The sequence below is a fragment of the Paracoccus lichenicola genome, assembly GCF_009708075.1.
Taxonomy (GTDB): Bacteria; Pseudomonadota; Alphaproteobacteria; order Rhodobacterales; family Rhodobacteraceae; genus Paracoccus; species Paracoccus lichenicola.
In genome coordinates, this window is record NZ_WMBT01000003.1 from 234,657 (window position 1) to 246,595 (window position 11,939).

15 protein-coding genes are annotated in these 11,939 nt (G+C 66.9%); 10 read left to right on the forward strand and 5 right to left on the reverse strand.

What is annotated here, in order from left to right; all coding sequences use genetic code 11:
• Positions 1-2: 2 nt before the first annotated feature.
• On the forward strand, positions 3-1,142 hold the full coding sequence (locus GIY56_RS07335) for an alkane 1-monooxygenase (RefSeq protein ID WP_154764163.1): 1,140 nt from the start codon (positions 3-5) through the stop codon (positions 1,140-1,142).
• Between the two features lie 207 nt (positions 1,143-1,349).
• Here GIY56_RS07335 and GIY56_RS07340 read toward each other — a convergent pair whose 3' ends face one another.
• The gene (locus GIY56_RS07340) at positions 1,350-1,847 is read right to left on the reverse strand and encodes a L,D-transpeptidase family protein (RefSeq protein ID WP_328288475.1); all 498 of its coding nucleotides are present in this window, start codon (positions 1,845-1,847) and stop codon (positions 1,350-1,352) included.
• On the reverse strand, positions 1,844-2,902 hold the full coding sequence (ribA, locus tag GIY56_RS07345) for a GTP cyclohydrolase II (RefSeq protein WP_154764164.1): 1,059 nt from the start codon (positions 2,900-2,902) through the stop codon (positions 1,844-1,846). Before ribA ends, GIY56_RS07340 begins: the two co-directional genes overlap by 4 nt.
• A gap of 134 nt (positions 2,903-3,036) precedes the next feature.
• On the opposite strand from ribA, the gene GIY56_RS07350 reads away from it, so the two are divergent.
• From GIY56_RS07350 to GIY56_RS07360, 3 genes are all read left to right on the forward strand, one after another.
• Positions 3,037-3,723, forward strand: a complete 687-nt coding sequence (locus tag GIY56_RS07350; RefSeq protein WP_154764165.1) for a response regulator transcription factor — start codon at positions 3,037-3,039, stop codon at positions 3,721-3,723.
• Between the two features lie 108 nt (positions 3,724-3,831).
• Entirely contained in the window at positions 3,832-4,050 is a 219-nt protein-coding gene (locus tag GIY56_RS07355) for an antitoxin MazE family protein (protein ID WP_154764166.1), read from the forward strand.
• Positions 4,047-4,373 (forward strand): type II toxin-antitoxin system PemK/MazF family toxin, encoded by a 327-nt coding sequence (locus tag GIY56_RS07360; protein WP_154764167.1) that lies wholly within the window; start codon positions 4,047-4,049, stop codon positions 4,371-4,373. The genes GIY56_RS07355 and GIY56_RS07360 overlap by 4 nt, the downstream gene beginning before the upstream one ends.
• Before the next feature lie 136 nt (positions 4,374-4,509).
• Here the strand turns inward: GIY56_RS07360 and GIY56_RS07365 are convergent, their stop codons facing one another.
• Together GIY56_RS07365 and GIY56_RS07370 are read right to left on the reverse strand one after the other, a co-directional pair.
• Positions 4,510-5,484, reverse strand: coding sequence for a glutathione S-transferase family protein (locus GIY56_RS07365; protein ID WP_154764168.1), 975 nt, complete (start codon positions 5,482-5,484; stop codon positions 4,510-4,512).
• Positions 5,485-5,537: 53 nt separating this feature from the next.
• Positions 5,538-6,854 (reverse strand): MFS transporter, encoded by a 1,317-nt coding sequence (locus GIY56_RS07370; protein ID WP_154764169.1) that lies wholly within the window; start codon positions 6,852-6,854, stop codon positions 5,538-5,540.
• Between the two features lie 150 nt (positions 6,855-7,004).
• Between GIY56_RS07370 and GIY56_RS07375 the strand changes: the two genes are divergently transcribed.
• The 5 genes from GIY56_RS07375 to GIY56_RS07395 all read left to right on the forward strand — a co-directional run bounded on the left by GIY56_RS07375 (position 7,005) and on the right by GIY56_RS07395 (position 10,438).
• The gene (locus GIY56_RS07375) at positions 7,005-7,790 is read left to right on the forward strand and encodes an exodeoxyribonuclease III (protein WP_154764170.1); all 786 of its coding nucleotides are present in this window, start codon (positions 7,005-7,007) and stop codon (positions 7,788-7,790) included.
• A 209-nt stretch (positions 7,791-7,999) separates the two neighbouring features.
• Positions 8,000-8,914, forward strand: a complete 915-nt coding sequence (gene trxA, locus GIY56_RS07380) for a thioredoxin (RefSeq protein WP_230312354.1) — start codon at positions 8,000-8,002, stop codon at positions 8,912-8,914.
• Positions 8,915-8,922: 8 nt separating this feature from the next.
• A complete protein-coding gene (locus tag GIY56_RS07385) occupies positions 8,923-9,549 on the forward strand; it encodes an LON peptidase substrate-binding domain-containing protein (protein WP_154764171.1) in 627 nt (208 codons plus the stop codon).
• Complete coding sequence (locus tag GIY56_RS07390) at positions 9,546-9,770, forward strand: Trm112 family protein (RefSeq protein WP_154764172.1); 225 nt, start codon at positions 9,546-9,548, stop codon at positions 9,768-9,770. The genes GIY56_RS07385 and GIY56_RS07390 overlap by 4 nt, the downstream gene beginning before the upstream one ends.
• Positions 9,770-10,438: a rhomboid family intramembrane serine protease gene (locus tag GIY56_RS07395; protein WP_154764173.1), complete on the forward strand. Its 669-nt coding sequence runs from the start codon at positions 9,770-9,772 to the stop codon at positions 10,436-10,438. Before GIY56_RS07390 ends, GIY56_RS07395 begins: the two co-directional genes overlap by 1 nt.
• On the opposite strand, the gene GIY56_RS07400 is transcribed toward GIY56_RS07395, so the two are convergent.
• Complete coding sequence (locus GIY56_RS07400; protein ID WP_154764174.1) at positions 10,427-11,098, reverse strand: DUF2268 domain-containing putative Zn-dependent protease; 672 nt, start codon at positions 11,096-11,098, stop codon at positions 10,427-10,429. The two genes, GIY56_RS07395 and GIY56_RS07400, sit on opposite strands and share 12 nt — an antisense overlap.
• Before the next feature lie 109 nt (positions 11,099-11,207).
• Between GIY56_RS07400 and GIY56_RS07405 the strand changes: the two genes are divergently transcribed.
• On the forward strand, positions 11,208-11,936 hold the full coding sequence (locus GIY56_RS07405; RefSeq protein ID WP_154764175.1) for a GIY-YIG nuclease family protein: 729 nt from the start codon (positions 11,208-11,210) through the stop codon (positions 11,934-11,936).
• Positions 11,937-11,939: the final 3 nt, after the last annotated feature.

The window sequence follows — 11,939 nt, forward strand, 5'->3', positions numbered from 1 at the left end:
GCATGAGCGACTCAACCCCCGGCAGATTGCCCCCCGCAGCCCCCTTCTGGATGTCCGTGGTCATGCTGCCGCTGGTGGCCTTGGCCGCCGCTTGGGGCGGATTCTGGTGGATGCTGCTGCCCGCCTATGCCTGGTATCTGACCACCGCCCTGGATGGCGTGCTGGGGCTGAACGGCGAAAACCCCGATCCCCGGACCGAAACCAAGGCCCTGTTCTGGCACCGCGCCGTGACGGTGATCTGGTTCCCGCTGCAGTTCGCGGCGATCTTCGGGTCGATCTGGTATGCGACCCACACGGGCCACCTGTCGGGCTGGGAGAAGCTGGGCCTGTTCTTCGGCGTGGGCGTGCTGTCAGGCACCATCGGCATGGTCTATGCGCACGAGTTGCTGCACCAGAAGACTGCCGTGGAACGCTGGATGGGCGACCTGCTGCTGGCCTCGGTCCTGTATTCGCATTTCCGGACCGAGCATCTGCTGGTCCATCACGCCTGGGTGTCCACCCCCCGCGACGCGGTGTCGGCGCGCTATAACGAGGGGTTCTATCGGTTCTTCGGGCGGGTGCTGCGCGACGGCCCCCGCAGCGCCTGGCGGGCCGAGACGCGGCTGCTGGCCCGGGCAAGGCGCAGCCCCTGGGACCGGCGCAATCCGTTCTGGCGCTACGCCGCCTTGCAGGGGGGGATGGTCGTGCTTGCCCTGGCCCTGGGCGGTGTGCAGGGGCTGCTGCTGTTCGTGTTCCAGGCCTTCGTGGCGATCTGGCAGCTGGAGCTGACGAATTACGTCGAACATTACGGGTTGACGCGCAAGCACCTGGGGGATGGGCGCTATGAACACATCCTGCCGCGCCACAGCTGGAACGCCAGCCACACGGCCTCGAACTGGCTGCTGATCAACCTGCAGCGCCATTCCGACCACCACTACAAGCCCGACCGGCGCTTTCCGCTGTTGCAGACCTATGGCGAGGACGAGGCCCCGCAATTGCCCCTGGGTTATCCGGCGATGACCTTCGTCGCCATGGTTCCGCCCTGGTGGCGGCGGCGGATGAACCCGCGCGTGCGGGCCTGGCGCAGGCAGTTTTACCCGGAGGTGACGGATTGGGGACCGTATAACCGGGGCGAGCTGCCGATGCCGAGGAATGCGTTGTAGAGGACCAGAGGTCCGGCAGGCGAATGTCCAGTGGACATTCGCCCGGACCGATTGCCCGAAGGCCAAAGGCCGCAGGGCAAGGGGCGTGCAACCGGACCTGACGCCAGCAATCCGGCCGCGCCTGACTGGGCGGGCGCGTTTATCGCGCCTGCCAAGGGGCAGGCAGGCGCGGCCGGATTTGTCGCGGGACAAATCCGGCAAGTCACCCTAGCCCTGCACGATCACCCTTGTCCCCGGCACAGCACGACGCGCAATCCAGATCAGATCGCGCCCTGCAAAGGCGATGCACCCCTCGGTCCCGTAACCCGGCCTGCGCCATTGATGCAGAAAGATCGCCGACCCTCGCCCCGGCACCGCGTCGGGCCAGTTCCAGTCGGTCGTCAGCACCAGGTCATACAGCGGATCGGCCCGCCGCAGCCGTTCATGGCTGGCCGCCAGGGGCGCGCGGGCGTGATGGTTGTATCCCGGATGATCCGGCGCGTCGCACCACAGGTCGCCCGGCCCGATGGGCCGCGCCCAGGCCGCAGGCCGCGCCAGCCGGTCTGGCCGATACCACAGCCCGGTGATGCGCATCACCCCTGCGGGCGTGGCCCCGTCGCCTTCGCGCTTGTCGTGCGTCACCCCGCGCTTGCCGATGCTGCACGGGAACAGCCGACCGCGATACCGGACCCCCTGCGGCGTCAGGACCAGATCGTCGGCCCTCACAGCAGATGCCCCGATTTCTCGGCCTTGGTGTCCAGATAGGCCTCGTTGAAGCGGTTGCGGCCCACGACCAGCGGCACCCGTTCCGGCACCGCGATGCCGTGGCCTTCCATCATCGCCACCTTGCGCGGATTGTTGGTCATCAGGCGCGCGGCCGAAAACCCCATCCGCCGCAGCAGCGCGGCCCCGATGCGGAAATCGCGCTCGTCATCCTCGAACCCCAGGCGGTGGTTGGCCTGCACGGTGTCGAACCCCTGGTTCTGCAACGCATAGGCGCGCATCTTGTTGGCAAGCCCGATGCCGCGCCCTTCCTGGTTCAGATACAGCAGCACCCCCTGCCCCGCCTGACCCATGGCGGTCAGCGCGGCGTGCAACTGCGGGCCGCAGTCGCATTTGAGGCTGCCCAGCACGTCGCCGGTGAAGCAGGCCGAATGCAGCCGTGCCAGGACCGGGGCATCGCGCGGGGGATCGCCGATCTCGATGGCGTAATGCTCGGCCCCGCCGTCGTCGGGGCGGAAGATGTGCAGCCGCGATTTCTCGGCGGCGATCAGCGGCAGGTTGGCGGCGGCGACCGGGGCCAGGGCGGCCTCGTGCGCCAGTTGCGCCAGCAGCGGCCCCGGCGCGACCTGCGTCAGGCCGGGCAGCGGTTCGGCCCGAACCACCAGCACGGCGGGCAGAAGCTGCGCCGATTTCGCCAGGGCGAGTCCGGCCAGATGCGGCGTGGCGTCCCCTTCGCGTTCGGTGAACAGCGGTCCCTTCATCGGCGTCATCAGGTCGCCCGACGGATCCGCCAGCGCCCGCAGCCAGGGGTGGTCCGCATCCGCGGGCACGATCACGCGGGCCAAGCCGTCGTCATAGGCGCGCGCCTTCAGCGTCTCGGCCCGCCGTTCGGTCAGCGCCAGCACGGGGCGGCCCAATGCGCGGATCGCCTCCAGCCGCGCGGGGGCCAGCGTCTCCACCGCCGCGACCAGATGCCCGCCGATCATCACCGGCAGGCCCATGCGCAGGTCGGCGCGCGCGCGCGACACGGTTTCCGCCAGGGTGGGGATCAGGTTCATCAGGGGTCCGGCTGGTTGAAACATTCTGAAACATAAGCGCCTTTCCCGACAACTCCATGTGAGATTACCGACATGATGCTGGACGGGACAGCGCGCCACGCCCACCTGTTGCGCAACAAGCGAAGGGAGGCAACATGCCCGGACTGAAAAAGATCCTGCTGGTCGATGACGAGGAAGACCTGCGCGAGGCCCTGGCCGAACAGCTGATCGCCACCGACGATTTCGACGTGACCGAGGCCGGCACCGGCGCGAGCGCCGTGGACGCCGCCAAGGGCGCGATCTTCGACCTGGTGATCCTGGACGTGGGCCTGCCCGACACCGACGGGCGCGAGTTGTGCAAGAAGCTGCGCAAGCTGAACGTCAAATGCCCCATCGTCATGCTGACCGGCCACGACACCGATGCCGACACGATCCTGGGACTGGACGCGGGGGCGAACGACTATATCACCAAGCCGTTCAAGTTCCCGGTCCTGCTGGCCCGCCTGCGTGCCCAACTGCGCACGCACGAACAGTCCGAGGACGCGATCTTCCAGCTGGGGCCATACACCTTCAAGCCCGCGATGAAGATGCTGATCGACGCCAAGGACCGCAAGATCCGCCTGACCGAAAAGGAAACCAACATCCTGAAGTTCCTGTACCGCGCGCAGGACGGGGTGGTGGCCCGCGACGTGCTGCTGCACGAGGTCTGGGGATACAATGCGGGCGTGACCACCCACACGCTGGAAACCCACATCTACCGCCTGCGCCAGAAGATCGAGCCGGATCCCGGCAACGCGCGGCTGCTGGTGACGGAATCGGGCGGGTATCGGCTGGTGGCGTGACGACCCCGGAATAAGACATAAGGCCCGGCGGATGCGCCGGGCCTTTTGCATGGCGGGCTTGAGAGGGACGGCCACATGCGTTACATGTAACGCATGGAGGATGCCGCCATGCCGACAACCATTTCCCAGCGTGTCCGAAAACGCCGCGATGCCCTGCGGGCCGCTGGCCTGCGTCCCGTGCAGATCTGGATCCCCGACACGCGCCGCCCGGGCTTCGATGCGGAATGCCGCCGCCAGGCCGCGGTTGCGGCCCAAGCTGATCGCGCCGACCCGGCCTTGGGCGATTTCCTCGACGCCGCCCTGGACGACCCGGACGGCTGGGATTGAAGCGCGGCGACCTGGTGACGGTGGCCTTGCAGGGCGATCATGGCAAGCCGCGCCCTGCGCTTGTGATCCAGTCGGACCTGTTCCCCGGAACGGCCACTGTAACCGTTCTTCTGGTGACATCCACGCTGGTCGATGCGCCCTTGATCCGACTGACGCTTGCCCCTTCATCGGCGAATGGCCTGCAGGCCACATCCCAGATCATGATCGACAAGGCCATGACGGTGCGCAGGGAAAGGTTGGGACCGGTCTTCGGTCAGGTCGATGACACCACCATGGTCGAGGTGAACAGGGCGCTTGCGCTGTTTCTCGGGGTGGCGGGATAGCCGGTCCGGCAAGTCCCGGAACCATCCGCGCACCATCGCGTTCATCCCGCGAAGCCCAGTGGCCGGCGGATGCGGCCACATCTCTCCCTCCCCCCTCTCTCCGATGCCCCGGCGTTTTCCCGCGCCGGGGCTTCCCTCACCCCCGACCATGCGGCGCGGTCCAGTCCGCGTCCGGGCCGATGGGGATGATCCGGTGCGGGTTCACGGTGTCGTGGCTGAAATAATAATGCCGCGTGAAATGATCGGGCCGCACCGTCTCGGTCACGCCGGGCATCTGGTACAGCTCGCGTGCCCAGGCCCAGAGGTTCGGGTAATCCACGATCCGGCGGCGGTTGCATTTGAAATGGGTGTGATAGACCGCGTCGAAGCGGGCGACCGTGGTAAACAGGCGCCAATCGGCCTCGGTCAGGCGATCGCCCGCCAGGTAGCGGTTCCCGGCCAGGATGCCCTCGATCCAGTCCAAGGAATCGAACAGCGGGTGGACGGCCTTGTCGTAAGCCTCTTGCGACGTGGCGAAGCCCGCCTTGTAAACGCCGTTGTTCACCGTGTCGTAGATGCGGTCGTTCAGAGGCTCGATCCCCTCGCGCAGGTCTTCGGGCCAGTAATCGTCCGTGTTGCCCGTCACCCCGTCGAAGGCCCTGTTGAACATGCGGATGATGTCGGCGCTCTCGTTCGACACGATCCGGTCCGTGTCGCGGTCCCACAGGACCGGCACCGTCACCCTCCCCGAGGCCTTGGGATCGGCGCGCAGATACAGCTTGTACAGGTAAGACTCTCCGAACAGCCGGTCGCCGGTCGCGCCGTCGAAATCGGTGCGGAATTCCCAGCCGTTCCACAGCATGTCGGGATGGACCACGGATATGTCGATGTGGTCCGCCAGGCCCTTGAGCGCCCGGAAGATCAGCGCCCGGTGCGCCCAGGGGCAGGCGTAACTGACATACAGATGATAGCGCCCGCTTTCCGCCTTGAAGCCGCCCTCGCCCGTCGGGCCAGGGCTGCCGTCGGGCGTCACCCAGTGGCGGTGTTTCGACGTGTCGCGGACGAACTCGCCGCCGCTTGAACCCGTGTCATACCATTCGTCCTTCCAGACGCCTTCGACCAGTTGGCCCATCGCCCTGTCCTCCCTGTGATCGAAAAGGCAACGGGCCGCACAGGCCTGGGGTTTCAGGCGATGGCCTGATCGCGCGTCTCGGTCTTCACCAGCAGCAACGCCAAGGCGCCCAGCAGCAGCAGCGCGGCAAAGACGCCGATGGCAAAGCCGAAGCCGCGCGCGAAGACGAAGGCCAGCAGGCTGGGCGCCAGGATCCCGCCAAGCCGGGCCATGGCGCTGGCTGTGCCCATGCCGGTGCCGCGCAGGTGGGTGGGGTAAAGCTCGGGCGTGAAGGCGTAGAGCGCCCCCCAGGTGCCCAGCAGCGCGAAGCTCATCAGGATCAGCGCGCCCGCGACCATGGCCGTGCCCGTCGCCACCGCGAACAGCGCGCAACCCGCGGCGCTGAGCAGCAGGAAGCCCAGCAGCGTCGCGCGGCGGCCAATGGCCTCGACCCCCCAGGCGGCCAGGGCATAGCCCGGCACCTGGGCCAGCGCCAGCACCACCAGGAATTCGTATCCGCGCACGAAGCCGAACCCTTCCGTCGCCAGTTGCCCCGGCACCCAGACGAAGACCCCGTAATAGGACAGCGACACCAGGAACCACACCGCCAGCACGCCGATTGTCCGCGCCCGCAGCATGTCCGAAAAGATCGAGGTTTCCGCCCCCGTGGGCACCGACGCCGGGACCAGTTCGGCGTCCTGCGGCAGCGGCTGCATCCCGTTCGTGACCAGCACCCGGTCGATCACGGCCCTTGCCCCGGCCTTGTCGCCCTTGCGGATCAGATACATGGGCGATTCCGGCACCCACAGCCGCAGGAAGATGCCGATCAGCGCCGGGATGGCCGCGACCCCGAAGATCCAGCGCCACGGCGCCACGGCCCCCTGCGCCACGGCGGCCCAGGCGGTCAGGGCCACGACGATGGTGCCCACGGCCCAGAAGCCTTCCAGCCAGACCAGCCAGCGGCCCCGGTTCCGGGGCGGCAGGAACTCGGCCATCATCGCGTAATCCACGGGCAGCGTACCGCCCACGGCCACGCCCGTCAGGAAGCGCAGCACCAGAAGAAGCGTGAAATCCTGCGCGAACACGGACGCCAGCCCGAAGATCGCGTCCATCCCCACCGTCAGCATCAGGATGTTGCGCCGCCCGATGCGGTCCGCGATCCGGCCGAATGCGAAGGCGCCGAGGAACATGCCCGCGAAGAACACCGTCCCGATCTGGAAGGCCGTCACCCGCTCGATCCCGAAGGTGGCAGCGACGGACGGGGCGGCGAAACCCACCGCGATCACCTGCATCGCGTCGGCGGCCCAGACCAGCCCGAAGATCCCCAGAAGCCGCCACTGGAACCGCCCGGCCCCGCCGCGCGCCAAAGCCTCGTCCACCGTCAACCGCATGTCGCCCCCCTGGCTTGCCGGGGGATTGCTTAGCCGCAGTTTCCCCGATCACCAAGCAGGGATTGATGTTGCACGGAAATTTCCTGCCCCTGCGTAAACTCGACTCTGGCAGCCCCACCCGCTAGGGTCCGCCCGCCAAAGGAGCCTGCCATGTTCACCATCGCCACCTGGAACATCAACTCGGTCCGCCTGCGCGAGGGCCTGGTCGCCCGTTTCCTGCGCGAGGAAGCGCCGGATGTGCTGTGCCTTCAGGAATGCAAGTCGCCGGTGGACAAGATTCCCTTGGATCAGTTCCGGGCGCTTGGCTACACGCATGTCGTGGCGCGCGGACAAAAGGGCTATAACGGCGTGGCGATCCTGTCACGCCTGCCGATCACGGATGCAGGCGACCGCGACTATGCGAGCCTCGGCCATGCCCGCCATGTCGCGGCCCGGCTGGAAAACGGCGTGACGATCCACAACATGTATGTGCCCGCAGGCGGCGACACCCCCGACCGCACGGTGAACGAGAAGTTCGGCCAGAAGCTGGATTTCGTGGCCGAGATGCGCGATGTCTTCCACGCCGACCGCCCCGAAAGGTCGATCCTGGTGGGCGACCTGAACATCGCCCCGGGCGAGGATGACGTGTGGTCGCACAAGCAGATGCTGAAGATCGTCAGCCACACGCCCGTCGAGGTCGATCACCTGCTGTCCGCGCAGGACGCGGGCAAATGGGTGGACGTGACCCGCCAGGACATCCCCGCCGGCCTGCTTTATTCCTGGTGGAGCTATCGCGCCAAGGACTGGCACGCCGCCGACAAGGGGCGCCGCCTGGACCACATCTGGGCCAGCCAGGACATCGCCAACGCCGCCCATGCCAGCCGGATCCTGCGCCCCTGCCGTGGATGGGACCAGCCCAGCGACCATGTACCGGTGCTGGCCAGCTTCGATCTCTGACGGCCTTTTGCCTTGGCCTGAATATCCCACGGGGCTTCGAAGCGCCCGGAAAAAGGTCCAGTGGACCTTTTTCAGCGGAGAAGGGGCCGGCAGGCCCGAGCGGGGACGTGAAGTCCCCCAGCCTTGCCATCCCAAACAACCCTTCCCCTTGCGCCCCCCAACCCCCATATTGCCGCCAACCGCTCTGATCCGAACCACCTGGGGATCCCATGACCATGCTTTTCGACACCGCCGCCGACACCCCCAAGCCCGCCGACTTCATCACCGACGTGACCGAGGCGACCTTCATGGCCGAGGTCGTGCAGGCCTCGATGCAGGTGCCGGTGATCGTCGATTTCTGGGCGCCCTGGTGCGGTCCCTGCAAGACCCTCGGCCCGCAGCTGGAAGCCGAGGTCGCGCGCCACAAGGGCCGCGTCCGCATGGCCAAGGTCAACGTGGACGAAAACCAGATGATCGCCGCGCAACTGCGCGTGCAGTCGATCCCCACCGTCTACGCCTTCTTCCAGGGCCAGCCGGTCGATGCCTTCCAGGGCGCGGTCCCGCAAAGCCAGGTCAAGCAGTTCGTGGACAAGCTGGCAGCCCTGTCCGACGATGACGGCGGCCTGGCCGAGGCGCTCGCCGCCGCCGAAAAGATGCTGGCCGAAGGCGCCTTCACGGATGCCGCCGAAACCTTTGCCGCCATTGCCGAGGAAGACCCGTCCAGCAATGACGCCTGGGCCGGCCTGGTCCGCGCCCACCTGGCCGCGGGCGATCCCGACGCGGCCCAGGCCGCGCTGGACGGGATCCCCGCCCCCGCCGCGACCAGCGCCCCGGTCGAGGCCGCGCGCGCCCAGTTGCAGCTTGCCCGCCAGGCCGCCAAGGCCGGTCCCCTGGACGCCCTGCAGGCGCGTGTCGATGCCGATCCCGCCGACCAGCAGGCGCGGCTGGAATACGCTCAGGCGCTCCACGCCGCGGGCCGGGTGGAAGACGCCATCGACATCCTTCTGGACAGCTTCCGCCGCGACCGCGACTGGAACGAAGGGGCGGCCAAGGCGCAGCTTCTGACCATCTTCGACAGCCTCAAGCCCAACGATCCGCTGGCCCAGAAGGGCCGCCGCCGCCTGTCATCCCTGATCTTCGCCTGACCCGGGCCATGCTGTTCCGCTTCGATCTGCCCGCCCGCATCGCCCTGTTCCCCCTGACCGGGGCGGTGCTGATGCCCCGCGCGCGGATCCCCCTGCACGTGTTCGAGCCGCGATACCTGCAGATGCTGGACGACACGCTGAAGACCGATCACCGCCTGATCGGCCTGATCCAGCCCGAAGGCGAGGGCCTTGCCGCCATCGGCTGCGCGGGCCGGGTGGTGGCCTTTTCCGAAACCGACGACGGGCGGCAGATGATCTCGCTGCGGGCCGTCTCGCGGTTCCGGCTGGCCGGGGTGAAGGACGGCTTCACCCCCTATCCGGTGGGCGAGGTGGACTGGTCGTCCTTCACCCGCGACATGAAGGGCGCCGAGGAGGACCCGGCCATGGACCGGAACACGCTGTTCCCCCTTTTGCGCCGCTACATGGAGGCGCATGACCTGTCCACCGACTGGGACGCGGCGGCGGAAGCCCAGGACGAGGCGCTGATCAATTCGCTGTCCATGGTCCTGCCCTTCTCGCCCGGCGACAAGCAGGCGCTTCTGGAAAGCCCGACGCTGGCGGACCGGCGCGAACTGTTGCGGGGCCTGATCGAATTCGCCCTGCACGGCGGCGACAACGAGGAACGACTGCAATGAGCCAAGCCCCCCATCCCGGCCCCGGCCACCCGGAACCCGGCCACCCCCCCTTCGACCGCCACATGCTCGAGGCGCTGGTCTGCCCCGTCACCCACGCGACCCTGTCCTATGACGCCGCGCGTCAGGAACTGGTCTCGAAGGCCGCGGGGCTGGCCTTCCCGATCCGCGCGGGGATTCCCATCATGCTGGTGGGCGAGGCCCGCCAGATCAAGGCGGATTGATGGTGGCGCGATCCGAGCCTTTCGTCGCCATGCGGGACGGGTCGCAGCCGCGCCTGCCCCTGTGGGTCAGGGCCGTGATCGTCCTGTGCTGCGGGGTCCAGGCCGCGGTCATGGCCGCGGATCTCATGGGCTATCCCATCGCACGGCAGGCGGCGCTGATCTTCGGGGGCTTCTGGTCGCCGGTCGTCTGGGCAGGCCACGGGATCTTTCCGGGCCATGTCCTGACGATGTTCCTGACCTATGGCTTCCTGCACGCGGGGCTGCTGCACCTGGGGATGAACATGCTGTCGCTGGTGGCCCTGGCGCGGGAACTGAACCGGCTGATCGGCCCGCGCCGCATGGCGCTGGTCTATGCCGTCACGCAGGTCGCCGCCGCCCTGCTGTTCGCGGCGATGACGCCCGACGGCGGGCCGATGATCGGCGCGTCGGGCGCGATCTTCGGGCTGGCGGGCGCGCTGATCGGATTTGCCGCCGTGAGCGGCTGGCGCCGGCGCCGTCCCTTGGGGCAGTTGTGGCGCGGGGTCGCGCTGATGGTGGTGCTGAACGTGGCGCTGACCGTGCTGATGCCCTCGATCGCGTGGGAAGCGCATCTGGGCGGCATCGTGGCGGGCCTTGTCATGGGGGCGGCCATGGCCCTGACCGGCAGCCCGCGATCCTCAGCCTTCTGACGGCGCGGGTTCGGGGTCGGCCTGCCCTTCCGCCCCGGCGAGGCGGCGCAGGATCTGGCGAAACGGCTCGGCCGGGGCGGTTGCCAGGGCTGCGGCGGTGTCGCCGGGCCTTTCGGCAAGATGCTCGGCCAGGATGCGGTGGCCCAGGCTGTTGCCGGTTCCCCTGCGCAGATCGCCCTTGCCGCCAAACCAGCGGGCATGATCGTAATCACGCCGCGCCCATTCGTTCATCGCCTGCCGCATGGCCCCCTGCGCGGGCCTGACGGTATCCACGCCGTCCGGCTGCCCGCCCATCACCTGCAACACGAAATGCCCGGCCAGCCCCTCGCTGACCAGCGCCTCGCCCAGCGAGCGGCCATAGCCCGGCCCTGTCCAGCGGACCAGATGCGCCATCTGGCGGACCAGGGCGCGGGCGAAGAGCGCGGGATCGAAGCGGTCGGGCGTCAGCGCGATCTCGATCACGCCGGGGGCAGGGGCTTGGCCCTGGATCGCGCCGTCGGCGGACCGGTCCTGCTGCGCGCGGACAACCAGATCGAAATCGGGCAGGTCGGCGTGGTTCGAAGCGCGCGCGACCGCATCACGGCTGGCCTGCCGGACCTCGGACAGGACAGGCGTCAGGGCGTGGCGCGCGTTCAGAAGATGGATGGTCCAGAGGGTCATGGGGGTGGGTATAGCGGCTGCGACGGGTGGTTGCCAACAGGAGCAAGCTGCCACATGATAGAGACAGCCAGCTATTGATTAAGGCTGAAGCCGAGCATCAGAGCAACCTATGCAACAGATTTCCACCTGCGCCGGGATTTACTTCGTTCGCCTGCTGGGCGAAGAATTGGTGTCAGTAAACGACAATGATCTATCCCGGCGCGACCTCTGCATCAAGGTCAATTCACAAAATGCAAAATATGGTCGTTCAGAGAACTTGCGGGCACGATTTTTGGCATATTGTCGAACGTTCGGTGCAGAGCGTGTTCGCTTCGATGTCCTAATAGAGAACACAAATCCCATCGCCGTTGAGCGTCGGCTTCACGCTCATTTTCGCAGTTATCGGATACGAGGCCTCTCAAACAAACCGAACGAATGGCTCAAGGGCATTGATCCTGACATTGCCTACGATCAAGCGAGGACTATATGCGAAAATTACCTAACAGCTAAGAGTGAGCTTCAACCCAGACCGCCGAACAACCCAGCAGACATGGCAAAGCCTCACAAGCGAACCGGATATATTTTCACTCCTGACGATATTCTGAAGTCAGCCGCTTATCTTCGTTCCCGCGGAATGCCAGAATACCTTTTGGCCGATGTCCATCATTTTGGCAGACAAACCTATGATGCCACTTTCCAACACTTCACTGGCAGAAAAAGATTACAAGGATTCAACAATCCAGTTTATGCGGCACGTCTTGACTTCATCGCCAAGGGTGATGTAGCGGGCCGCAGCTTTCCCGATCTGGTAAAGGAAGCAATCTACCTATTTCCATTCCCCGACAAGAAGTCGCCTTGAAAG